At 40.6% G+C, this 23,686-nt stretch carries 20 protein-coding genes and 3 pseudogenes; 4 read left to right on the forward strand and 19 right to left on the reverse strand.

Going from position 1 to position 23,686, the window contains the following annotated elements:
• The 10 genes and pseudogenes from DXA36_RS11555 to DXA36_RS11605 form a co-directional block, all read right to left on the reverse strand.
• Entirely contained in the window at window positions 1-4,095 is a 4,095-nt protein-coding gene (locus tag DXA36_RS11555; protein ID WP_118679258.1) for a TIGR02680 family protein, read from the reverse strand.
• A 3-nt stretch (window positions 4,096-4,098) separates the two neighbouring features.
• A complete protein-coding gene (locus DXA36_RS11560) occupies window positions 4,099-5,283 on the reverse strand; it encodes a TIGR02678 family protein (protein ID WP_243114626.1) in 1,185 nt (394 codons plus the stop codon).
• Window positions 5,276-6,826 (reverse strand): TIGR02677 family protein, encoded by a 1,551-nt coding sequence (locus DXA36_RS11565; RefSeq protein WP_118679260.1) that lies wholly within the window; start codon window positions 6,824-6,826, stop codon window positions 5,276-5,278. The genes DXA36_RS11560 and DXA36_RS11565 overlap by 8 nt, the downstream gene beginning before the upstream one ends.
• 914 nt (window positions 6,827-7,740) lie before the next feature.
• Window positions 7,741-8,041, reverse strand: a pseudogene (gene tnpA / locus DXA36_RS11575) (IS200/IS605 family transposase); the annotation flags it as partial.
• 243 nt (window positions 8,042-8,284) lie between these two features.
• A complete protein-coding gene (locus DXA36_RS11580; protein WP_118679340.1) occupies window positions 8,285-8,731 on the reverse strand; it encodes a GNAT family N-acetyltransferase in 447 nt (148 codons plus the stop codon).
• 46 nt (window positions 8,732-8,777) lie between these two features.
• The gene (locus tag DXA36_RS11585; protein ID WP_118679264.1) at window positions 8,778-9,308 is read right to left on the reverse strand and encodes a dihydrofolate reductase family protein; all 531 of its coding nucleotides are present in this window, start codon (window positions 9,306-9,308) and stop codon (window positions 8,778-8,780) included.
• Window positions 9,309-9,352: 44 nt separating this feature from the next.
• A complete protein-coding gene (locus DXA36_RS11590; protein WP_118679266.1) occupies window positions 9,353-9,808 on the reverse strand; it encodes a GNAT family N-acetyltransferase in 456 nt (151 codons plus the stop codon).
• Between the two features lie 31 nt (window positions 9,809-9,839).
• Window positions 9,840-10,049: a hypothetical protein gene (locus DXA36_RS11595; RefSeq protein WP_118679268.1), complete on the reverse strand. Its 210-nt coding sequence runs from the start codon at window positions 10,047-10,049 to the stop codon at window positions 9,840-9,842.
• A 15-nt stretch (window positions 10,050-10,064) separates the two neighbouring features.
• Window positions 10,065-10,306 (reverse strand): annotated as a pseudogene (locus DXA36_RS34215) (hypothetical protein).
• A 112-nt stretch (window positions 10,307-10,418) separates the two neighbouring features.
• On the reverse strand, window positions 10,419-10,880 hold the full coding sequence (locus DXA36_RS11605; RefSeq protein WP_243114627.1) for a phage tail protein: 462 nt from the start codon (window positions 10,878-10,880) through the stop codon (window positions 10,419-10,421).
• A gap of 514 nt (window positions 10,881-11,394) precedes the next feature.
• On the opposite strand from DXA36_RS11605, the gene DXA36_RS11610 reads away from it, so the two are divergent.
• The 4 genes and pseudogenes from DXA36_RS11610 to DXA36_RS11625 all read left to right on the forward strand — a co-directional run bounded on the left by DXA36_RS11610 (window position 11,395) and on the right by DXA36_RS11625 (window position 13,025).
• Window positions 11,395-11,715 (forward strand): type II toxin-antitoxin system Phd/YefM family antitoxin, encoded by a 321-nt coding sequence (locus DXA36_RS11610; RefSeq protein WP_243114628.1) that lies wholly within the window; start codon window positions 11,395-11,397, stop codon window positions 11,713-11,715.
• On the forward strand, window positions 11,712-12,041 hold the full coding sequence (locus DXA36_RS11615; RefSeq protein WP_118679272.1) for a type II toxin-antitoxin system RelE family toxin: 330 nt from the start codon (window positions 11,712-11,714) through the stop codon (window positions 12,039-12,041). Before DXA36_RS11610 ends, DXA36_RS11615 begins: the two co-directional genes overlap by 4 nt.
• A 256-nt stretch (window positions 12,042-12,297) precedes the next feature.
• Window positions 12,298-12,747, forward strand: a pseudogene (locus DXA36_RS34220) (transposase); the annotation flags it as partial.
• A gap of 38 nt (window positions 12,748-12,785) precedes the next feature.
• The gene (locus tag DXA36_RS11625) at window positions 12,786-13,025 is read left to right on the forward strand and encodes a hypothetical protein (RefSeq protein ID WP_182479025.1); all 240 of its coding nucleotides are present in this window, start codon (window positions 12,786-12,788) and stop codon (window positions 13,023-13,025) included.
• A 15-nt stretch (window positions 13,026-13,040) separates the two neighbouring features.
• Here the strand turns inward: DXA36_RS11625 and tnpC are convergent, their stop codons facing one another.
• The 9 genes from tnpC to DXA36_RS11675 form a co-directional block, all read right to left on the reverse strand.
• On the reverse strand, window positions 13,041-14,669 hold the full coding sequence (gene tnpC / locus DXA36_RS11630) for an IS66 family transposase (protein WP_118679276.1): 1,629 nt from the start codon (window positions 14,667-14,669) through the stop codon (window positions 13,041-13,043).
• A 279-nt stretch (window positions 14,670-14,948) separates the two neighbouring features.
• The gene (gene tnpB / locus DXA36_RS11635; RefSeq protein WP_118679278.1) at window positions 14,949-15,305 is read right to left on the reverse strand and encodes an IS66 family insertion sequence element accessory protein TnpB; all 357 of its coding nucleotides are present in this window, start codon (window positions 15,303-15,305) and stop codon (window positions 14,949-14,951) included.
• On the reverse strand, window positions 15,298-15,681 hold the full coding sequence (locus DXA36_RS11640) for a hypothetical protein (RefSeq protein WP_118679280.1): 384 nt from the start codon (window positions 15,679-15,681) through the stop codon (window positions 15,298-15,300). The genes tnpB and DXA36_RS11640 overlap by 8 nt, the downstream gene beginning before the upstream one ends.
• Before the next feature lie 772 nt (window positions 15,682-16,453).
• A complete protein-coding gene (locus DXA36_RS11650; protein ID WP_118679282.1) occupies window positions 16,454-17,470 on the reverse strand; it encodes a PDDEXK nuclease domain-containing protein in 1,017 nt (338 codons plus the stop codon).
• Between the two features lie 201 nt (window positions 17,471-17,671).
• Entirely contained in the window at window positions 17,672-18,517 is an 846-nt protein-coding gene (locus DXA36_RS11655; RefSeq protein WP_118679284.1) for a hypothetical protein, read from the reverse strand.
• Window positions 18,518-18,997: 480 nt separating this feature from the next.
• Window positions 18,998-19,861, reverse strand: coding sequence for a DUF6602 domain-containing protein (locus tag DXA36_RS11660; protein WP_118679286.1), 864 nt, complete (start codon window positions 19,859-19,861; stop codon window positions 18,998-19,000).
• 39 nt (window positions 19,862-19,900) lie between these two features.
• Window positions 19,901-20,974 carry a YecA family protein gene (locus DXA36_RS33520; protein ID WP_118679288.1) on the reverse strand — a complete coding sequence of 358 codons (1,074 nt, stop codon included), beginning with the start codon at window positions 20,972-20,974 and terminating at the stop codon, window positions 19,901-19,903.
• A gap of 184 nt (window positions 20,975-21,158) precedes the next feature.
• Window positions 21,159-22,442, reverse strand: coding sequence for a 23S rRNA (uracil(1939)-C(5))-methyltransferase RlmD (rlmD, locus tag DXA36_RS11670; protein ID WP_243114629.1), 1,284 nt, complete (start codon window positions 22,440-22,442; stop codon window positions 21,159-21,161).
• Between the two features lie 4 nt (window positions 22,443-22,446).
• The gene (locus DXA36_RS11675) at window positions 22,447-23,343 is read right to left on the reverse strand and encodes a LysR family transcriptional regulator (RefSeq protein WP_118679290.1); all 897 of its coding nucleotides are present in this window, start codon (window positions 23,341-23,343) and stop codon (window positions 22,447-22,449) included.
• Window positions 23,344-23,686: the final 343 nt, after the last annotated feature.

A 23,686-nucleotide genomic window follows, 5' to 3' on the forward strand; every position in this document is an offset into this window, starting at 1 on the left:
CTAATTCTCCACATATAATTTTTGTTTTCCATTCCACCGATAGTGGAGTAGCGTAACCATATCAATATCTTTAGGTCGATGGATTTCATAGATTGCCAGGCTGGGAACCGTATCGTAACACCCCCACAGAACCTGTGATGTCATAATATAATCGAAATCCATATCTGTTAAAAGTTCAAACATATCACGCATATTAGAATCATCCACCCCTGCAAAAGCCTCGTCCAATGCCAGAATTTTGGGTGCATCCGCCCCCGCCTTACTGTATCGGGAATTTGCTGCTGCAAACAACGGTATATACATTGCCATTGCCTTCTCCCCGCCACTTAGTACGTTGAATCTGCTGTTCGTCAGTTCCCTGTAATTTGACTGTTCTCCCTTACGAAAATCTAACCGGAAGGTAAACCATGTCCGATAATCCAACATTTCATTGATATACTTTCGCAAAGATCCCTGTTCCTCTTTTGCCGACTCCTTCGCCAGCAGAATCCTTTTTCTAAAATGTTCAATCATCTTATTGATTTCATTATCTTCCAGACGTTCCGTATCACTTAAAAGCAGTTGAACAAGGGTTTCTGTATCTAACTCAGATTCGCTTCTCTGTGCCATCGGAATCCATTTAAGAGATAATCTCAAGCCGCTGGAAGTGTTTCTCTGCTTCATCAACCGATCCATCTTGTCGATCCAATCGTAAGCCTGATGTATTTTAAATTGAATTGATTTACCTACACTGCCAATAATAATTTCTGAATACAGCTTTTGATCATGCTCCGTTAAAAGAAGTTTTTGTTCCGCCTCTTTCTCCAATAATTCCTTCAGCAGCTGTTTGGGTGTCATGGGATTCATACGATCCCGGTTTGAAAGAATAATCGTCCGTCCATTCTCCAGGGACTCGCGTTCCAACACATACTCACGGAGATTCACATTTACTTTGCCAAATTCCGCAATCAGGTCGCTTATCACCTTGTCTTTTAACAGACTCCCCGAAACCTTCTTATACTCTGCTGCCAGCTGTTCCGATAAATACACTGCGTTTTGATACACAGTCAGATCATACGTATTAATATTTTCTACAGACACCAAACCCAGTTCCATCTCTGCCCGCCATTTTAAAACAGCTTCTTCCAGACTCTCCATTACCTCCGCCAGCTGTTCCTGCCTCATATTCAAGTCATTGCTCAAGGAACCCTGCAATCTACTATTAGCCTGCAGCTCCTCCTGCATTTTTTTCACTTCGCCATTCAGCGCTTCTTTCTTTTTCTTGCACTCGTCGATTTTTGTATAAATCTCTTCAAGTCCTATTGCTGCTATCAATTCCTTAAGCTGGCTGATCTGACTCTCAATCATCAATTGATTTGTCTGGACGATGGTTAGTTCCTGCTTGTCCTCACCGAGCTGCCCATTTGTTTCGTCAATATACGTTTGATAGTTCTCACAGTCATTTTGCAGGCTTAAGTAATGAACATACTCTGTTTTCAACTGTGATAATAACAGTCTGTAATCGGCAATATATTTTATCGCCTCCTGAAGTACATTTAAAGTTTTCAGCCTTGTCCATGCAGCAGTTATTTCTGTTAACTCAACCTTCCGTTCCTTCCAAACAGTCTCCTTTGTGTGATAAACACGTTCTGCTTCCTGCTCCTGTTTCACCGCTGCCTGAAAAAGGTGTCCCTTATTAATCAGAAAATCCAGGCATGACTGCATCTCTTTATCATCTGGAAAGCAATCTTTTTCTGCAATCAAAGTATTCTGCTTTTTATAACCCTGCTGAATTTCTTCCCGAATGCCGCTTTGCTGATTGTCCAACTCACAAATTTGCTGTTCCAATTTATCTAAAATCCGTTTCTTTGTCCTTTTACGACTCTCAATCCCGATGTATTCTGCCTGCTCTTTCGTATGGTTCCGTCCCGCCAAAGCTCCCAACCGAAACCCCATCTCCCCGATCTGGTTCACTGCTGCCAGCTCTGGAGAGTCTTGTTCATAATCATGGTTCTTGTTCCAGCAGAAGCTGGACAGCACGAACGCAATATCTTCTCTTGTTAATCCACTTTCCGGAAACGGACATGGCTCTAATACTTCACATAACGTGGACACTCCCAACTGTTCGCTGGGTTCAATCCATATTTCCTCATCTTTTTCACGAGCAAAATACCCCATCTTTCCGCCGGGCAAAATCCATGCATCTAATATCCCAGCCTGCTCCAAAGTCGTCTCTATCTGCGCCTTTTCTACTTCCGTCAAATCAGCGGAAAAGTCACAGACCGCATACAGGGGCGCCCCCATCCGTTCTGCTCTCACCTTACGGCACTCACTTCTTAAATCAGAACGCACAGGTTCGGGTTCCTTTTTACTCTTCCATGAATCAAGTTCAGCCTGCAAAAGTTCTCTTTTCTCTTCTACTTCTCTAAGCTGTTGTTCTAAAGCGAGTATCTTGTTAATTACTCGTTGATTTTGCTCGTGAAACAGAGTGTACACCGTTGATTTTACAGTCTCAAAATTGCGATTATCTTTATCAAATTCAGATAACGCTTTTAATATATTGCCCACAGCCTCATGATCCATTTCGAATTGCACGAGACTTTGACGCCAACCAATAATATTCTCTTTCAACTGCATTTTGCTGGAATTAAACTGTTCTTCCGCAAGAACATATTCTTCTTCTGCAAGATTTCGCTTTTTATATAGTTCTCCCCATCGCTCTCTTTCCTTTGTCATATCAGAACAAGCTTCCCGCTCTCCTTCAGCAATCTGAATTGCCTGGCTTAACTTCTCCTGATGGACCTGCAAATCCTGCAGCCAATGCTCCGCACAGCGAACATAATCTTCTCCCCCTTGTTTCCATTGCCGATGGTATATATCATGTTCATAAAACTCCATGATTCTTGCATAACTCTCTAAGTCTTCCATTAAACTGTCCTGATTCCTGAACAGGGAATCACATAATGTTTTCTTTTCCTCTATTTCTTTCTTCCATGTCTGTATACGATTATGATTTTCAAGCAGACGTTTATTGATTGTTGTATATTGTTCATTCAATTTATTATTTTGCGCATGTAAAAGTTCCAACTCTCTGGTTTTTTCTAATCCTTCACTTCGCATAAGATAATCTAACTCTGACTGAGCCTTCATAATTTCGAGTTCAGAGTTGGTGATCTTATTCTTAAACGCAATTTCGCAGTCATTGGCAGCGTCCAATTTTCGCCGGCAATCATTCATTGCTTTCTTTTGTTCATCGACTCTACGATTTAAAACTTTCAAATGCAAAGAAGCTTCATACAGCAAAACTTTATTGTAATTATCATATTGTCTGTCCAGGCCTTCCATTTCTCTAATCTGAATTTGCAGTTCTTCCAATCGCTCAGAAATTTGATCCATATCCTCCAAAACATCGGACAAATCACCCAGCTCTTCTTCAGTCAATGCCGGAAGTGAATTTGCCAAAATACTGTAAATCGACGACGGACGAAATTCTTTGGAGAGTTTCGGACTTCTTATTTCCAGAAGAAGTTTCAATAAATCCTTATAGGTATCATCATTTTCTTTAAATCCAAATATATTTTTCCGTACAATCTCACGATAAGAAGCCTGTTCCTGAACCACAATTCCGCCAGCCCCAATGGCCTCGGTCAGTGCTTTCCTCGTTAATGGTACCTTTTTCTTTGTTTCCAGCCAGTTAGGATAATCATATAGGTAGATATCCTGATTGATGCGCCTGCCATCTTCCAGCAAAAATCCCCAAAATACCATTTGCGCTGCGCCCCTTCTGGCACGCAAAGCAATTCCAATCGTTTTATATATTTGCTTTTCTTCATGGTAAAACTCAATCCAGAGATAACCGGTCCGGTCCATATGGCCAGTTTCACTATCACCCAGAAGATAATATTCCATACGTCGATCTCTTGAGCCAAAAGAATCCAGCCTCTCCGGACGTTTGTCTCCATCAAGAACAAGAGGGATAAAACTTTGCATCGTAACTGATTTTCCTGATCCATTTGCCCCTCTAAATAACAATCTTCCCTGTTCTAATTCAAATACCTCTTCATCATAAAGCCAGAAATTCAGAACCCCCATTCGATTCATCTGCCATCGTTTCATATTCTACTCCTCAATCTCTACATCTCCATATTGAATATGATATCGTCCTCCAACCGGATACAATAAAAAGAACATATCATCCTGCCACCGGCCAAACTCCCACTGTTCCAAATGCTCACACACGGCTTCCGCTAACAGCGGCGACTTCATACTCCGATATTCTTTCGTCCAGCGCTCTCCATTTTCATACTGCAGTTCAAGCAATACCTGTTCAATTCTGCTTCTTGTCAGACGGATGATACCCGATGATACCGTTTCCTTATGCACTTCACCGAGTTCGTATAACATCCTTATTTTTCCGCAAAATAGCAGCGCAAGGTCCGATATCGCAGATAATGTCGGAAATAGTTCTGTATCACCCACCAATTCGGAAGAGAAAAACAGAATTCCTTCTTTATACTTGGTTCCACTCCAACCAAACATTTTATCAACTTGTGCAATTAGGTGATTTTTTTGCCCATGAAAATAGAATAAATCCTGTTCCCATGAATTCATCCCCACAAAAGGTTCCAGCAGATACTTCCGATACAGCAACTGCCTTTTCCTTCTATCCTCTTCCTCTGGTAAATCGCACAATTCATCCATAGATTGATACGATGATAATTCTTTATTAAGAGTTCTCAGAACATAGCTGGCGCAGGGTGCACACTCATACAATACGTCATGGTTCTCTGCATCTGCTGCCCAATCTGACTCCTGACCGTCAATACTATATAAAACATTCAGACTCTTTAGTTTTTTCAATGCCCTGGCCATCGATAACCGATGAAAATAATTTTTCCAGTCCACATTTAAACCCTGTTCATTCATAAATTCTTTTATCTCTTTGACCATATCGGTTAATATAAATTGATCTCCAGCAGATTTGTCTTCTAAATACCATAAACCATAAGTGAAAAGTGCATAATCTATGGGTTCTTTAAATCCCTCAAATCCCATCCAACTCCTGGCCTCAACAGGAACCTTTTCCAGTTTGATCAGTCTTCTGTTCATAATAACCGAGTACCCGGGATAACCAGCAAACCAGTCCCGAATCTCAAGATACTGTTCTCTCGCCCAATAATACAACTGCGGATCTTTATCCCGCTCAATCCACGGACGATTTAGTAATGCATTCATGCATATCCTTCGCCGCTCTTCCATATCACCCAGATCGTCTAATCCTTGCTTCTCCATTCCATTAGCCATTTAAATCACCAGCCATTCCATTTAATAAATTCTGCCAGGCTTCCGGATTTTCTATTTCAAACGTAAATGAATAATCCAAAAGCGTCAATGTTCCATCTTCACAGGTTAACGTTGTATCCGCTTTTTCTTCTGGTATAAACAGTGTGACCTTGATCCCCTCCGGAGTATAAAATGCCTGTTCTTCTGAAGAAACGCACCTGCCAATCCACCCCAGCAGTTGAATTCTTGCAGCTACCGATAAGCAGCCAAGCTCTGAAATTTTAACATTCCCCTTTTCTGTCATTTCGATTAAAAAGTCCAGTTCACGTCTTTGATACTCGACAATCTGCTTTTTTAATTCAGCCTTTTTTAAGCTATTATCAACAATTGTTTCACTTTCTCCGCTTCCTTTTCCACTACGCTTTCGGCTCCTGCTCCTGATTACGCGCTCAATCGCAATCTCATCCCACATTGAAATATCCTGGCTGTCAGAATCACGATTGTCCTCCCCCTGCAAATGACGGGTTGGAAACAGTCCAAACACATAGGCCGCCAGTTTATGGGCTTCATTTATATCCTCCAGGCGATAAAACCATTTCCCCAGAAAATCCAAATCTTGGCGCCTGCTGACAATAGAACGCTGTTTCTCCTGAATGCGCAGCGTGCTTCTCACGATTTTCTTAATTGCATCTTTCGACGCCTGTTCCAAAAGAAACAGCTCGCTTTGTGTATTTTCATCTCCGCTGAACCAGCGACATAATTGCTTCCATCTGCGTCCCAAAGTTTGCTGGTATTCCTCTTTCGTAAAAAACTCCTCTACCTTTGGAATTAACCATTCGCCCTCTAGTACACAAGTAAAAAAACGAGTTTGTATATCCCGGTTAATTAACTTTAGATTCCCCTCTATCCGATACGATCTGCGTTGTAAAGCCTGAACAAAATCCTGAAGATACATTGTAAAAGAATCTTTGTACAGTAAAAATGCAGATGTCATCATCAAATCCTCCGCTTCCCCGGTATGCAGACTGGCAATATAATCCATTGAGGTCTGATTTAATTTTTGAAATGATTCATATAGTGAGTTCCAAACTTCCAAAGCAGTTTTCGGTTCATAATTCCCTTTATTTTCATAAATATCAGAAATACTATCTGCAATTTTATCGAACAAGGTTGGTTCCAACGAGCCCCCATACCCCTTTACGCTTCCCAGATGCTCAAGGAAACGTTCCAGTTCGATGGAATATGGCGTAATCAGATACTGATACTTCTTTCGCAAATATTCCTCAACAGTTCTCGCCCGCGTACCATCATGCCGATATGTAAGATTTTTCCATGCTACTAACTGATCCAAATCCAACTGACACTGCTCCTGCGTATAATTCTTCAAAACGTTCCATTCCATTACCCCTGCATAAATTTGTTCAGGGCTAAGCCAATAACTTAAACGCTCATATTGTAAATAGAGATAACGCATAATCGCCCTATAACGAGTTACATTATCTGCATTTATATATCTTAACTCCGATATGTTTCCCAGAGACTTTAAATTGGGTTTTTCCTTCATAACAGCCCTCTTGCCTGATTTATCATATTTCTACAAAATTACGCTTCCGATTTAACTTTATTTATCATTATTAGACATAATATCATAGTTTTTTACATATTCCAAATTCTGGATTGACAAAATATCATTTTTCACGATAAAATATGAATACAAAATCATGGAGTTGATAAACTATGAGAATAAAAACTACTGATGCTGACCATCTAAGCCTTTTATTGAAACTGTTCTCTCCCGCACCAACACCTCTGAACAGTGAGAGCATCCACCTCTTAGCGCAAAGCCTAAGCAGTGCATTAAATCTCTGTATCAAATATATTGGCAAAGAGCCTATAACAAAATCGCCTGTTCCCGCTCCCGTCTGTCCAAAATGCTGTTCAAAGAACATATTTATCCATAAAAAAGCGAAGCCCTCCCTCTATTGTCCCATATGCCACAAAACATACCCTAAATCCGCCACATTACAGAATTGCCCAAGTTGTGCATCGGGACACCTATTAATAGAAGTTGCCACTTCAAAAACACGTTACAAATGCAAAAACTGCAACGTCACTTTCTCAGAGGGAACAGGAATCCCTACTGACTTTAACAAATTCATCCACTTTAGCCATTTGGTATACAACACAGAACTTACTTATAATGAAATTATCAGCCATTTAAATATTTCCAGTGACACTTACTATCGTTGGAAGAAACGATTGGCCGTCTATTTCCCAAATACACGAACTTATTTATACAGTAAAAGGCATAAAAAGTAGGTTTATTTTGTTCCAGACCCATATTTTAAAATAAAATGATTTAGCTGAGGCCTTTTATGACTTAGCATGATAATAAAAATTATATTAATTTTTTCTTCACAAAAAATCGTGATACTAATTACGAAGAAATTGAATCATAAATATTGATCCAGAACATAACTTGTACTTTAAATTAGCATGTCTTGTCGAATAGCATAAGTGCTGACTTTCCCTTTAAGTATCCCATAAAACTTGAGACGCTCATCTTTGGCGGTATGCTTACTAGCATGTGAATATGATCCGGCATTAAATGCCCCTCAATAATCTCTACTCCTTTGTAAGAACATAACTGTTTCAAAATATCTCTTATAGCAACTTTTAATTGATTATAGATTATTTTTCGTCTATACTTAGGAGGGAATACGATGTGGTATTTGCACATCCATTTTGTGTGAGCTAAATCGTTATTCTTTTTTGCCATAAAATCACCTTTCCTTTCTCACAATAGTGCCTGAACAACTCTATTGTAACGGAAAGGTGATTTTTTTATATAACGATTTGTCTCCACCCGCATAACAGGTGGGTTTCCGTTTCGGGCATTTCCATTTTTCGGAACGCGAAAAACTACAATACCCTCAACTGGCTAAAGCCCATACAAAAAGCACCAGCCGTTTTCTGGCCGATGCCCTGTACAAAAACCAATATGAATACACTAAAAATGCAGTTACTTCTCCATAACAAAATTAGTCAAAGGAATCCCGCCCCTTATTACCTGCTGCTCTCTGACTACTTTGTAACCCCTATATTCAAAAAATGGCTTCGCCGTAATCGAAGCGTGTGTAGTTATCTTATCTGCCCGAACATTTTGTTCCAATTCATCACAAATAGCAGTGCCAATCCCCTGATTCTGATAATCTTTGTGGACATATAACCTGTCAAGATACCCTGCTTCATCTATATCTCCGAATCCGGCTATTACACCATTCTCTACAGCGACAACCGTATAATGTTCAGAAAAAGATTTATCCCATTTTCCCAAATCCACACACCCTGTGGCCCATACATCCAGCTGCTTTTTTGTGTAATCTTTCGCATTTACAATATGAACCGTCTGATAAAATAATTCCGCTAACTGTTCACAATCCGATGATTTGTATTTTCTAATCACCACCGTCATCCCCCGTCAATATGATTTTCCTAATTAAATACGCCCAAAGTTATCTTCGGGCATAAGCCAACTCCGTTATCCCATTATATGATTGTGTATGCACTAATTTGAGTTTTATTTCATCCTGGCTTTCCTCAAAGAGCCGGATACCGGAACCCAGAATTGTGGGCATAATGGAAATATAAAATTCATCAATCAGTCCGCCCTGCATTAAGGGTTGAATGATGCTTGCACCGCCGCAAATCCAGATTGCTTTCCCTTCTTCCGATTTTAACTGTTCAACAACACTGCATGGATTGTCCTGTACAAATTTTATGTCTTCTGTCGGGGAGAACTTCCTGTGCGTAATGACATAAGTTGTCAATCCCTTATAAACCCACTCGTCAGGAGACAATTCTGTTGTGACCTGGTAATAAGTATTCCAGCCCATAATGACCGTATCAACATCCCTGATAAAAGCGGAATAGGTATCCACGTTTTCTTCCTCGCTGCCATGCCCATTCAGCCAATCCACTTTTCCGCTGCTGTCTGCAATATACCCGTCTAGGCTCATTGCAATATATAAAACAACCTTTCTCATAATATCCCTCCCTGAAGTTTCCGGAATGCCAGATTATCAGCCCGTCATCCTCTATGGACATACATTCTTGTCATATCCGGCTCCCCATCCCCCTGCACCATACAGAAGAACTCCCAACCATAGCGCTCATAAAAAGAGGTATGGTCTGTTACAAGATATAACGTTTCAATCCCGCTTTTTTTCATGTCGGCACATACATAATTAAGCAGTGCGCCGGCCACTCCCTGGCACCTTTTATCCGTTTCCGTATAAACTGCGCACACATTTGGCGCAAGGTCTTTTCTGTCATGAAAGTCATTTTCAATCACTCCCAATCCTCCAATAATCCGCTCCCCTTCCATTGCCACATACCACTGGGGAACGGCGCTTTCTTTCGTCAGGCAGGCTTCCATGCTTTTTCTGTACTCTTCCAACGGAATATTCCATTTTTCATGAAACCACACTGTGGCCTGTCCCGTTATTTCCGGCCTGTCTGCCAGACGTATTATTTCATACTCCATTTTGGTATTTTCCTCCGCCAAATATACAATTTTATAACTCAATATCTACGTTATAACAATCATCTATTAAAATATAATTGCAGCCATACTTCTGGCACATTTCAAGATAATACGCATTGTCTTCCAGCACAGAAGCCATGGTACACCATGTATCATCCATGCGCTGTTCGATTTCATCTGCATGTTCTTTAATATCTGTAAAATCCTCTTTCCAATGAAATGGGATGTAACAGCCCTCCACAACAAGGTTCTGTTACTACTCCATTATATCGGATATTCCCCAAAAAGTCATCCGCTTCTGAAACTCCCGCAGTGTAAACGATACCCTCCACAGCCCCTTATAAGACGTATCCTTCACCAGTCCTGCCATCCCTCTTACGTGGTCCCGGCCTCCGTCTCCCCTCCGGAATCCGCTTCCACGTCCTCTATACTCACCTCATAGGAATCCGTCAGAGGGAGCGGCATCCCGTCAAACACCAGATACTTAATAAACGCCATGCCTTACCTCCCTCCTGACCGCAGGTTCTGCCTCGCCTGTGCATTCACCACAACTTCATCCAACAGCGTGCCGCCCACATACACAGGAATGCAGATGGTCCCCACATTATCCCTACTCTGCATCCCTGCAAACATCTCCTGAATACCGGATATCATCTGCCGCATGGAATCCACCGAAGCCGTCTGCACCTGTGCTGACTGCATAGCAGACACCCCCGGACTGATGACCATATCCGCTGCCACACCGGAACGCACTGGAAGCCAGTCCCGTGATAAACCCAGCCGCCTGGTTAAACCCGGAAACAATGGTATTATAAACATTCCCCATGACGTTCCGGATACTGGAAACCACGTTATTAAACACATTGGACACCGCAGACCTGACCGCATTCAATATGGAAGACGTCACAGACCTCACGCTGTTCCACACCCCGGACACCACCGACTGGATGGTGTTCATCACCGTCTGCACCACTGACCTGATACCATACCATGCCGCGGTGATAAAGGACTGGATTGCCCCAACCACCGCAGTGACCACACCCTTAATGGCATTCCACACCGTAGTGAACATGGTCTGTATCCCCTGCCAGCAGGATGTAAAAAAGGAAGCAAGCCCATTCCAGACTATCTAACAATCCCATTCCACAATCTGCCGGATAGAAGGTATCAGGATTTCTCCCGTCTTCCAGCCCGCTATAGCCATGTAATTCATGGCCTCTGCCACCTCGGAAGCGGAAAATTTCGTCTTAGCACCTATCTCACGAGCTTTCTCCCGCAGCTTATCCAGCTCCCTCTCGCCAGTGCGTCATTAGCCTGCTGCCCCGCCGATTTCAACTGTAATACCTGAATCCTGGATGCCACGTTCCCCACCGCCTTTCCGACACGAAAAAAAGAGCCATTACTGGCTCCCAAACCATGTGATGATACGCATCTCCCTTATTTCCCGGATTCTATGTAAAAGGCTGATTTAATTTTTTGATAAATTATGTAGAATTGCACAAAATATATTTAAGCAGTATTTATAACAGTAAATCTATTGACTTTTCAACTGATATTACATATGTTATAGTAAAGAGGTGATGATTATGAGTATTAGAAGTGCGATTGAAAACACAATCCCCATTTCCCAGTTCAACCGTGGATTAGCCGGAAAAATCTTTGAAGAAGTAAAGCGCCATGGTGCCAAGGTTGTCATGAAGAACAACTCTCCGGAGTGTGTCCTGCTTTCCCCGGAAGAATATATCCACCTTCTGGATGAGGTAAATGATGCAAGGCTCTTAGCCACTGCCACACAGCGCATGTCTGCATTTAATCCCTCCACCGTTATCTCCCAGGAACAGGTCGACCGGGAATTTGGATTCAACCCCGCAGATTATGAAGAAACGGACGGCATTGAATTTGAATGAGCTGGGATGTCAAATACCTTCCTGAAGCCCTTGAAGACCTCCGCAAACTGGATGGCAGCCAGAAAATCCTGATTCGGAAAGCGATTCAGAAAGTCTGCCAGAATCCATTACCAGAAAACGAAGGCGGCTATGGAAAACTCCTGGGAAACAAAAACAACACCAATCTTTCCGACTTTCTAAAAGTCAAACTCCGTGGTGCCGGACTGCGTATCATCTACCAGCTCATCCGCCGTGATGATGGTATGCTGATTGTTGTAATCGGCGCACGGGAAGATGACGAAGTCTATGAGATTGCACAAAAACGCATCCTTAAACATAATTTGTAAAAAGAAACGGCAGATGTTTTGCCGTTTCTTTTTGCCAGTCAAAACCGGTCCATATCCCCCATGGAAATCCCCAGCTGCACGCACCGGAGCAGGAACAGCGGCGTGGTCATCTCACGCTCTGTCGAGCGAAGTTTTTTAGCCTCCACATCCCAATCCCCACAGTTTAATCAGCTGCGGCAGGATCTGTCTAAATGGAAAAGGTATTAAATCCGTCCAGCCACTCCTCCACCTCATCCGCGATTGCCGGATCTAATGGTTTTACGTTTATGCCAAACCCAATCTCTGCGATCCCAAATCCATCTTTAAATATGTCAGCCGCTATCTTGGCCGTCCGGTCATTGCCCTTTCCAGGATTAATTCCTACGACGGCGAAACGGTGACTTTCCATTACAATAAGCATGAAGACTACTCTTTCGTTCAAAGGACGCTTCCTGCCATTGATTTTATTAAACTGCTCATTCAGCATATCCCTGAAAAGAATTTTAAGATGACACGGTACTATGGCCTTTATGCCAGACACCGGGAGATTGACAATAAGCTCTATAAAGCTGTCTCCAAATCCAAGCACAGGATTCTCTTCGATTTCAATACCTGGCGTAAGCATTTCCTTCTCACTATGGGTTACGATCCGCTTCAATGCCCAAACTGCAAACATCAAATGGTCTTTTTAAAGCTGTACCATAAACATGAACGACCTCCCATTTGATTCATACAACATTTATTACAGATGGGAGGCAGTTGCAAATGGATCAAAAATATGTAGATGAACTCAGACAAAAATATATCAAAAATCCTCCAGAAGGAATGACACCCAAACTGGTCAGAGGCATGATCGATTCCGATTTATTGGATATGCATTACTTTTTAACTGAAGATGAAGACCTCGGCGATGATGGATTTGAAGAAGGCTTTTATATAATTTTTTTTAGCCACCGTCTGTTTCATTATGGTAAGCGTCAAATCCTGCGCCTACCTATAAATTAACGCCGCTAACAGATATCAGCGGCGTGGTTTTCTGCATTCAGCCGGTAACTCTTTTGCCCATGGCAATAAGTGGTTTAGCTTCGCAGAATCTATATTTCCTTTTTCGTCACAGAGTTTGGGAAGCTCTGTGAGTAAATGCTTAAAATAATAATAAGGTCTCAGGTTATTGAGCTTTGCGGTTTCCGAAATACTGTAGATGACAGCGCTTGCCTGCGCTCCCTGAATGGAATCGTGAAACATCCAGTTCTTTTTACCGATACAGAAAGTTCTGATTGAACGTTCACTTGCTGAATTATCAATGGGTACGTTCCCGTCAGTCAGAAATACCTTCAGATATTTTTCCTGATTCAGGCTGTATTTCAGTCCTTCGGCTGTTTTCCCTTTGGGAGGTACGGCAGTATTTTCAAGCTGTTTTTTTACCCACGCAAAATACTCCTCAACCAATGGTCTGATTGCGTTTTGGCGTTCTTTGAGACGTTCCCCGGCTGTCAGATCCTTTAAGGCACCTTCCAGTTTATATATCTGGGATATCCGGCTTAATGCCTGATAGGCAACCGACCGTCGTACCGCATCAGGATTGGATTTGTCCGCTGTTTTTATGGCATCGGCATAATCCCTTCTTGCATGTGCCCAGCAGTTGGCATTTATCAGTCCCTGAAGCTTTTTTTCTATCAAATGATACTGGGAAAGGCTATCGGTAACTAGAATGCCTTTGTAATTCTGATAGAATTGAAGCGGAAACTCATGGTTCCTGCCTTTCTGGTATTCATAGATGACGATTGGGAACTCTGTATGGAATTCACCGGAGCGGTGCACCCACATATAGCTTTTGCTTCCGGGAGCTCTGTCATCGTTGATTACCTGGGTGGGAGTCTCATCCGACTGTGTCACAGGAAGCTTTAACAGTTCCTGCTTCATGCACTCCACCAGAGGCGCGAAGTACCGGCGGGAACTGTTTATCATCCAGTTTGACATGGTCTGTTTTGAAATGTTAACCCCGTTACGGGAGAATTCCTGTTCCATTCGGTGCAGCGGAGCAGAATTCACATACTTTACATTCAGGATAGAAGCTACAAGGGAAGGTGTTGCTATACTGCCACGGAACAGATCCTTTGGACGGTCACCACGCATGAACTCATCCTGATGGTAACCATTGGTTCCCACAAAGACATCTACCGTGTGGACTTCTACAGTCCAGCTCTCAGGTTCGTGTCTTAAACGTTTGTAGGTTTCACTGGGCATCTGTTTCCAGTTGCCTTCACCGTAGAAAGCATCCAGTACCTCTTTAGATACCGTGTGGGTTGGTATGGCATCTTCCGGGAAATCCTTTAAGTCCGCTTCCCGCTGCCCCCTGGATTTTTTCTTCTTTGCTTTTTCAGGGAGGATCTCATCAGGATCCGGCTCCTGTACAAGCGGATTATACAAGGCATCTGCTTCATCGAAAAAGGATAACTGTCCCTCAATGGATGCCATTGTTTCCGTATGACGGCCAAAGCTCTGCTGGTTTGCAAGACGTACCTGCTCAATAAGCTTCTCGATGTTTTCATTCAACGCATCAAGCTGTCCCTGCATACCGAGAATGATGGTGACCAACTCTTCACGGCTTAAGTTATTCAATTCACCCAGTGTATGCTTGCTGCCCATTGATCCGCTCCTTGTCCTTTCCTGTCTCTGATTATACTACAGAATCAGTGAAACAGCGAATTGTAAGCATCTTGCCTTTCGGCAAAACGCCTATGCTTAAAACAGCGTTGCCTGCCCATATACAATGAGGAAATATAGAGTTTTCAAGGTTCAAATATTACTTACATCACACTTATACCGGCGGCAGACGTGCTTTTACAACATCTCAAAAAGTGCTTCCATAAGCAGATTTTATGCGATAAAACAACAGAAATTTTTCTCTGTTTTGCACAATACTTTTCAGAAAACCTTTGCCGGATGGACTTCTTTAATCTTCAGGTCGAGAGGATTAAGGCCCAGCATCAGGAGGCGGAACTGCTCTTCAGTGATATCTGCAGCTTCCTGTGTTGTCCTTGGCCATGTCAGAGAACCGTCCTCAAATCTTTTGTATAATAGCAGGAATCCGTTCCCCATCCAGAGAAGTCCCTTCATACGATCGGAACGCCTTCCACAGAACAGAAAAAGAGTTCCTTGATCAAACGGATTCAGGTTGTACTGTGAACCGATGACCTGAGCCAGCCCATCAATTCCTTTACGCAGGTCAACAAAACCACATGCGAGTATCACGCGCCGGATTCCACCGGCATCCTCAAGCATTGGACACCTCCTGCAGAAGCCTGGTAAGCAGCCTGTCGGAAACTTCGTTAGACACTGCCACAGTTGCATGGGAAGTTTTAATCACGACTGCGGGCTGGAAAGAAAAAGGAATTTCCGGATTCTGTTGCGGTATCATGGGGACTTCAGCAAAGGTAACTGTTCCTTTTTCCTGCATTGCAGGAAGAGAAGTACTTCCATCACTCAATTGGCTGTAGACTTCTTTACGGACTCTCCTGAGCCAGTAGTAATACGTCTTTTCCTGAACCCCGTTTTCTGCCAGCCACTGCCTGGCTGTCTGCCCATCGGGACGGCTTTGACACTGCTCGATAATCAGTTTCCATTGATTGAGGCGAACATCATGAGTACAAGCATCCAACTTTACACCCTCCTTGAAAAAACTAGTAGTTTTTTTAGTTTTTTCAAGTTTGCCACAGAATCTATAAAATATCTAGGCGAGAGATTTGACGCTTACTCATTATGCCCGCTTGCAGCGGGCCTTTTTAGTTCTAGGGTTCTTCGGCAGGAGAGCTTTCCTTTAATATTAGAAACGTGCGCCGCCAGGCGCACAATAAAAAATCCGGTAATGTAGGATAACTGTATTCCTACATTACCGAATTTTTACTTACAAAACACTTTACTACCTAAAACCTTTGAGTCCATTAGAAATTTAAACCAATTGCATTTAATCAGATCATCTTAAAATGCCTCAATGCATCTTCAATCGCTTTTTCTTTTTCTAATGGTACATGTGGAACTTTAGAGTTCCCATCGCCAACATTATAGTTAATTCTTTCAATTAAGCCATGCTTTCTTTTAACCTGTGCCACATATAATTGTGATACCTTAAGCCCCGTATTATCAAGCACATATTGCTTTATTTCATCATAGGTTGCCTTTGCTCTGTCGTTGTCAAATCCATCTCATCAAGCTCAATTTTAACCTCAATAGATTTGGCCGACTTTATTTGGATAAAAGGACAACAGTTTCCACGTACGGTGGAACGGATATTTTAAACTACATGGCAAAAGTATTTTCATAATATACTGGTGGGGTATATTTCTTCGTCAATTTTACCCCTCTTACCCCTTTTGAATGAAAATCACCCCTTTATGGATAAATTTACTCCTCCCACCAAAATTACACTTTCTTTAAGTAAAGCTAATTTGAATTTTTTTATCATATTCCAATGCCCTGTACTCCCTTTGCAATTCCTGTGACAGCTCTTCTTCGCTTGGAAGATATAACTTATACTTTGACGCAAAAATCTGCGTTTCATTTTCTGGCAAGGTATACTTTACTATAGATTCACTTTTATCCGCACAAAGAACAATTCCTATCGGTGGATTATCTCCCTCATTCATCAATTCACGTTCGTAGTAATGTACATACATCTGCATCTGCCCTAAATCCTGATGTGTCAAATCTCCAATTTTTAAATCAATTAATACAAAGCATTTCAAAATGTAATTATAAAAGACAAGATCTATTCGGAAATGCCGGCCATCAAATGTAATCCTCTTCTGTCTGGCAACAAAAGAAAACCCTCTCCCCAACTCTAAGAGGAATTTCTGCAAATGTGTTATCAATGCTTCTTCAAGGTCGCTCTCATAAAAATCATCATTTGGACTTAATCCCAGAAACTCTAATACATATGGATCGCGTATAATATCCTCTGGAATTTTTGCCGGCTCCAATTGCTGGATTTCCTCCGAAACCATTTCTTTATTCTGACTGGATAGCAGTCTTTCATAAAAGAAAGAATTAATTTGCCTTTCCAACTGCCGTGTGCTCCAATTTGATTTTATTGCTTCTTCTGTATAGAATTCACGGGCATTTTTATTTTCTACGCGCATAAGCAGGCGATAATGTGTCCAACTCAATTCGTCACGCAGTGCGTGACTATTGGGAAATGTCAGATAAAACTGTCTCATGTATTTAAGATTAGTCGGTGTGAAACCTTTACCAAAATCTATAGTCATTTGTTTGGATAATTCCGCTATTAATCTACTCCCATATTCTGCTTTTTCATAGCCATCCTGCTGTTCCACGATACTTTTCCCTATATTCCAGTACGCTTCCACCATTGCAAAATTTGCTGTTTGATATACTTTGTTTCTGGCTTCAGAAAGAATTCTTTTAATTTGTTCATAAAATTGTTGTTCCATTGACTCTCCCCATTCCTTAATTTAAACACATGATGTGTACATATATTGATAAAATAATTTTCATTCGAAACTGAATTGTCAATATTTTTTTCTATACTCTTTACTTAATATCAAATTTTAAGTATATAGAAAATTTTGCAAACCAACTTTTGCTATCAATTTTTAATACATCTTATAGTCAAAAAGATGTATTTTTATTCCTTAAAATATATCTTTAGCAAAATCGCATTTCTTAAATTCCAAATAGCTATTAATGTAATCTATTTTCATCAAATCTCTTATACGGATTCTTTCCGGTTGTGTTATTATTTTACTCAATTGTCTCCTTAATAATAAATAGTCATTTATTATATTTGCTACATATAGAATTGCTGTCTCTACAGAAATAATGCTCAGCATTAAAGAATCAATATAACTTGAAAAAACTATAGATTTTTTAACAGAATTATTACTTAATCCTATATAAAAGCTATGTGTACTATTTGATAATATATTAAAAATAGCTGATTCTAAGTCTTGACTAAAAATTCCAACTCTTTTCCTGTTATAAAACTGCTTTCCTGAAAGAATTATACTTTTTTCTTTATTGCTAGCCGTTGAATATATACTACTATTTTTGATTTCTTCTATTACAAAACTCATATCATCAAGTTTCATTCTAAAACTATCCATTGGAAAACTTAATTTTTTATAAATCTCTTTAATATTTTTATTATAATTTAGGAGTTGTAGGTTGTATCTAAAGTTCACCTCTTCATCAGAAATACCTCTTTCTGAGATATAAAAATATACATTAGCAGCATCCATTATATTTCGGGTTGCTGAAGCAATTAAAGCAATATCTAATTCTGAATATTCATTTTGACCAATATTAAATAATTTGATAATACTATTGCAATGCAACAATACCTTTTCTACTACCTTTTCAGCTTGTGCAGATTTTATAGTTGTTGCCCTTTTGCTTCCGGAAACTAAACTTACTTTTTTTCCGATATCGTAAAGTTCCTTTAATTCTTTTAGTCTTATTTTATATTGATTTTTCTCCATATTACTTTTGTCTCCATTTATTAACATAGGTTATTGCTATATGACTTGACTAAAAAAGTACAGTGTTTACCCCATGGTTCCTCTTCGAGATTAAACTCACATGGCGTTACCCCGTCTCCACCCGGACGGAAACTTATCCATTTCACCCCCCATAAAAACACAACTCCATTTCCTGCAAAAATCCCACAAACCCGCCAAGAATCAAGGTTTCCTCACGAGAAGCACGGCGGTTTCAACATGCGGTGGGACGGAGGTTTTATACTACATAGCAAAAGTTTTTACCTTTTATTTTTCAATGGTTGGCACCCCCCATGTCTTACCCCCCTAAGTAGTTTTTCACCCCTTTTTAGGGATATTTACCCCTTTCATGTTTTTTTACCCCATCTATATCCGGTAAAATAACTAAAGACAAAAAAGTAAAGTGGTTTTCCGTGTAATTTTTCCTTTTATAATATGTAGTCGTTAAAATGATATTTCAAATCATCTTATTGCGCGTACCTCAATATCTCCTAATTTTTTATCACATGCTCGATGTGAAGGAAATGCTGTAAATCCCGGTCTTGAAATAAAATTTCGAGTTTTATCGTAATATACACTTAAAATTCCTGTTAGTAAGAACTGAAAACCCAAATGTATTTCTTCATCATTATGGTTAAAAAATATATATTCACCAACTTCCTCATCTTGGGGACGCCTTTTAAATATACTCCACTTATTAAATGAACCAATATAACCTATCAAATCATCAAAATAATCAGCTTCTTTTAAATAAATATTGGCTAATTTATCAAAAATCCATTGTTCTGTAGTCTTTTCCTTTTTTTCAAACGCATCCATTGATACTAAAGCTAAAAATGGTCCTCTTAAATGATGACCACTATCATCGACACAACGGCATAATTTTGATGCTTCTTTCAAGGCATTAGTCTCATGTTCTATATCATTTTCATGTAAATTCTTTTTTACAGAAATAATGCCTATGATCCCCTCTGGTGGGACTATAACATTTTCTCCAAATCGTTGAAAAATAGGGTATTTTGCACTATCATAAATCAGAATATCTAATTGAGTAGAATGACTATCTAATTCATTTTTTCTACTTCTATTCTTTAATCCTGTTTTTACTGCCGGTCTCAATATAAATCCCGTTAAAACTTCTAAATCTTTGGGTAAATATCTTTTCAGATATTCTCGTATCAAAGTTTCCACATATCTTCCGTCTTCCCCATTATGGGCAGCACCATTTCTATTATCTGCTGGTATCAGCACTTGAAACTGTTTATAGGTATCCAGCAAAGCCTGCATCTCGTTTGACCAATAATTCTGTATTCTTTTTCCATCCATATTTTCATATCCCCATATATTTATCAAACAACACATTAATTATAGTTCAAACAAATCATATGAAGGAGCTTTTGTTCTATCAACTTTAACTCCCATAGTCTGAGCTATTGTTTCCATCCCCCAAATATATGACCCAAACTCATCCTTTTGTGATTGAGTAAGTTTATCCCATGCCTCTGGATTAACAACTAAATTCTCACTTATCATTGGCAAAAGATTATTAATAAAATTTCTTTTTTGCTGTTCTTCCAAGCTATTTAATTGTTCAAAATATGTTGAAAACATTTTGTCATTCTTTTTAAACCAAGAAAATATGCAATATGTTTTCTCTTTTTCAGGAAACACGCAAACATACACATGTTGCGCCCTTTTGCTAAAGTCCAATAAATCTTGCACCTTAATGTTTTTCAAATCATATTGTAGTGCTTCAAATCCTGTACATGCAAATTTTACAGCTTTATCAAATTCCCATATAATACTTGTCAAAACACTATAGTCACTCTCTAAAATTGCCTTGTCAAAGATTTTTTTATCCTCTGCAAAATCTTTAATTGCTAATTTATTTCCACTAAAAGGATCTTCCTCATCAGACATATTGACTAAAGATGGTTTATTGCTAAAAATTATTTGTTCCATTTTTTGCAATTCTTGCTTTTTATGATACTCTAACGCAAAGCTTCTATAAGTAAAAAGAAATATCTGTTCCTCCGTCTTTTGAAAATCCCTGTCCTCGATTGGTTGAAATAATGTTTTATCATGATAACCACAAAAACCTGTAAAAACTGTTGCTTCTTTTCTTCCATAGCTCGTCATTGGAGCAAATGGTTTATCTGGCTTTGGACATGGCATAAACACCATTCCATTACTGGATATTGTTTTTAATATTTTATTATTTTGTATTGAGTGTGCCCCTATTATTTTCTCTGAACAATTCTCTGTATCTGGATGTAAACATTGCTTTATTTTTGAATCTTTTCGTATTTTTTTATAATTCTCCATTAGTTTTAATGGATTATTAAAATTTACATCATCCAATTTACCCTTACAACAATTCTTATATTTTTTGCCACTTCCACATGGACATGAATCATTAGGGTATACTTTTTTACCCATAAATACTCCCCTCTCTTTTGCCAAAAGATATGAGTTTCGCCCCGTAGTATCATATTAAAAAAACTACGGGCAAAACCCTATCTGAATATTTACCCGACCTTGCCTCCGGGGAAACTTATCCATCTCACTTCCCGTAAAAACACAACTCCATTTTCCTCAAACAATCCCGCAAACGCCCGTAGAATCAAGGTTTCCGCACGAGAAGCACGACGGTTTCGACATGCCCAACCCAAGGAAACATATCCACCATCCAACACTCCTCCGCCCGATACCCCAGCTTCTTCAACACTCCCAAATCCCGCCCCAAAGTCACCGGATTACAGGAAATATACACGATCTTTCCCGCCCCAAGCAAAGCCGCGCTGCGCAGAAATTCCTCCGTACTCCCATTCCTCGGCGGATCCATCAGCAGCACATCCACCTTTGCCCCTTCCGCTGCCATCTGTGTCAGAAACTGCCCCGCGTCCGCTCTATAAAAACGCACATTCTTTATTCCATTCACCTTGGCATTCACAATCGCATCCCTGACCGCATCCGGATTCATCTCCACTGAAATCACATTCTTTGCATATTTCGACGCAATCATCCCAATCGTCCCAATACCGCAGTAAGCATCAATAACCGTTTCTTTCCCGCTCAGCCCTGCAAGCTCCACCGCTTTCGTATAAAGCTTCTCCGTCTGCACTGGATTAATCTGATAAAAGGATGCAGGAGAAATACGGAATCTGCATCCGCAAAGAACATCTTCAATATATCCCTTCCCGTACAAAATCTGCTGTTTATCCCCCAGAATCAGACTGTCCGTACGGTTATTCACATTCTGTACCACCGTTGTGATTTCCGGATGTGCTTTCAGTAATGCATTGGTAAAATTCCTCTTGGAAGGGAATATCGGCGAAGCCGTCACCATAACCACCATAACCTCTCCGGTTGCAAATCCTCTGCGCACCAGCACATAACGGAGCAGTCCGTATCCCGTATCCTCATCATAAACCTTGATTTTAAAGGAGCGCAGCATCCCCCGGATTGTCCCGATGATTTTATCAGCAAGCTCGTCCTCAATCAGACATCTCTCCACAGGTATCACCCGGTGTGTCCCTTCCTGATACACTCCGGAAATCGGATTCCCCTTCCGATCCCTGTCAAAAACCGCCGTCACTTTATTTCTATAGTTCCAGGGATTTTCCATGCCGATAATCGGTTTGAAACGTCCTTTCAGATCCGGACATTTTTCCAGTTCCTTTTTGACAAACTCTTCCTTTTTCTTCAGCTGTTCCTTATAGGTCAGATGCAGATATTTACAGCTGCCGCATTTTTTTTCATTAATACACTTTTTTTCATTGGCACATTTTTTTTCATGTGTAAAGTTTTTTCCATTATTACCGTTTTGTCTATTATTACAATTCTTTCCATTATTACCGTTTTGTCCATTTACTGTGCTATTATCATTTACACTCTTCTTTTCCATGATTTCATTCCTTATCCTTCAATTGTTTAAATATTTCTTTGTATTCCCCGCCGAAAATACTGCCTTTTCTCCATACAAAATAAAAATCATGCTCCACATTGAAATCCTTCAGAGGGATTTCCCGGAGGCAGCCCTGTGCAAGTTCCCGGCGGACCGCTGCTTCGTAAAGGAAGGTAATTCCGCGGCCTTCCTGCACCAGATATTTCATGACCTGAATATTATTGATCTCATGCAGCCTGCGGAAATCTTTTACCGACAGGTTCTTTCCCTCCAGAATGCGCTCCAGGACCTCCCTGGTACCGCTCCCTTTTTCCCGGATGAGAAGCGCTTCGCCCAACAGATCCTCTGTCCTGATTTTCCGGCTGTCATTCGCCGCCCGAAGCCTGTAACCGGCTCCGGCTACAGGTATGTACTTTTCAGTTGAGTAAATCTGATAATCATAATCCTGACGTGAAAAATAGCCTTCCACCAGCGCAAAGTCCAGTTTTCCTTCGTCTATCAGGCTTAACAGATCCGCCGTATTAGCGACCGTAACATGAACGGACGCTTCCGGAGCTTTAAGCATGTAGCTGCTGAGCATGGACGGAAGGACAAATTCTCCGATAGTCATTGTTGCCCCCATCCGCAAACTGCGTTCTGTAGCACCCGCCTGAGAGAGCAGCTCTTTTAACGCATATTCGTCATGACGCATGGTGAGGCCCGCGCTTTGCAGCAGGCGGCCTGCTTCCGTAAGCACCATCTTTTTCCCTTCACTTACAAATAGCCTGGTTCCGTAATATTCCTCCAGGTGTCTGATATGCTGGGATACCGCGGGCTGGGTAATGCACAGTTCTTCCGCTGCCTTCGTATAATTCAGGTTCCGGCACACGGCCAGAAAGGTTTCCATTCGAAAATCCTGCATGAGTTCTCCTTTTATTATAGCTTCCGCCGGCTGTCAGAATCCGTCGTTTTTCTTTCTTTTTCTCTTTTTTATAATAACATAGCCTTATATAAAAAGAAATACGGATAACTTTTATTTATTCTAGCTCTTCTGTTGTTTCGTGCAGCTTCCGGCGTTTTCTATCTTCTTTTTTCCAATATCATCTGTCAAGCGTTTTTGAAAATGTCCCAAAATAAGTGAAACATTAGCCCCGGTAATTGCTGGGGCTTTTTAAAACAAAATAAAGCATGGTCTATAAAGACTGTTGGATTGATTATTATTTTTTGATACCACAAGTACACCCTCCGGGGGCATAGGGCTCTGC

Origin of the sequence: Eisenbergiella sp. OF01-20, from assembly GCF_003478085.1 — a bacterium.
Taxonomy (GTDB): domain Bacteria; phylum Bacillota; class Clostridia; order Lachnospirales; family Lachnospiraceae; genus Eisenbergiella.

Excerpts from the sequence above, each read along its gene's own strand:
- DXA36_RS11555 (WP_118679258.1), bottom strand. The coding sequence starts at position 4,095 with ATGAAACGATGGCAGATGAATCGAATGGGGGTTCTGAATTTCTGGCTT.
- DXA36_RS11560 (WP_243114626.1), bottom strand. The coding sequence starts at position 5,283 with ATGGCTAATGGAATGGAGAAGCAAGGATTAGACGATCTGGGTGATATG.
- DXA36_RS11565 (WP_118679260.1), bottom strand. The coding sequence starts at position 6,826 with ATGAAGGAAAAACCCAATTTAAAGTCTCTGGGAAACATATCGGAGTTA.
- DXA36_RS11585 (WP_118679264.1), bottom strand. The coding sequence starts at position 9,308 with ATGAGAAAGGTTGTTTTATATATTGCAATGAGCCTAGACGGGTATATT.
- DXA36_RS11590 (WP_118679266.1), bottom strand. The coding sequence starts at position 9,808 with ATGGAGTATGAAATAATACGTCTGGCAGACAGGCCGGAAATAACGGGA.
- DXA36_RS11605 (WP_243114627.1), bottom strand. The coding sequence starts at position 10,880 with ATGTTCACTACGGTGTGGAATGCCATTAAGGGTGTGGTCACTGCGGTG.
- DXA36_RS11610 (WP_243114628.1), top strand. The coding sequence starts at position 11,395 with ATGAGTATTAGAAGTGCGATTGAAAACACAATCCCCATTTCCCAGTTC.
- DXA36_RS11615 (WP_118679272.1), top strand. The coding sequence starts at position 11,712 with ATGAGCTGGGATGTCAAATACCTTCCTGAAGCCCTTGAAGACCTCCGC.
- DXA36_RS11625 (WP_182479025.1), top strand. The coding sequence starts at position 12,786 with ATGGATCAAAAATATGTAGATGAACTCAGACAAAAATATATCAAAAAT.
- tnpC (WP_118679276.1), bottom strand. The coding sequence starts at position 14,669 with ATGGGCAGCAAGCATACACTGGGTGAATTGAATAACTTAAGCCGTGAA.
- tnpB (WP_118679278.1), bottom strand. The coding sequence starts at position 15,305 with ATGCTTGAGGATGCCGGTGGAATCCGGCGCGTGATACTCGCATGTGGT.
- DXA36_RS11650 (WP_118679282.1), bottom strand. The coding sequence starts at position 17,470 with ATGGAACAACAATTTTATGAACAAATTAAAAGAATTCTTTCTGAAGCC.
- DXA36_RS11655 (WP_118679284.1), bottom strand. The coding sequence starts at position 18,517 with ATGGAGAAAAATCAATATAAAATAAGACTAAAAGAATTAAAGGAACTT.
- DXA36_RS11660 (WP_118679286.1), bottom strand. The coding sequence starts at position 19,861 with ATGGATGGAAAAAGAATACAGAATTATTGGTCAAACGAGATGCAGGCT.
- DXA36_RS33520 (WP_118679288.1), bottom strand. The coding sequence starts at position 20,974 with ATGGGTAAAAAAGTATACCCTAATGATTCATGTCCATGTGGAAGTGGC.
- rlmD (WP_243114629.1), bottom strand. The coding sequence starts at position 22,442 with ATGGAAAAGAAGAGTGTAAATGATAATAGCACAGTAAATGGACAAAAC.
- DXA36_RS11675 (WP_118679290.1), bottom strand. The coding sequence starts at position 23,343 with ATGCAGGATTTTCGAATGGAAACCTTTCTGGCCGTGTGCCGGAACCTG.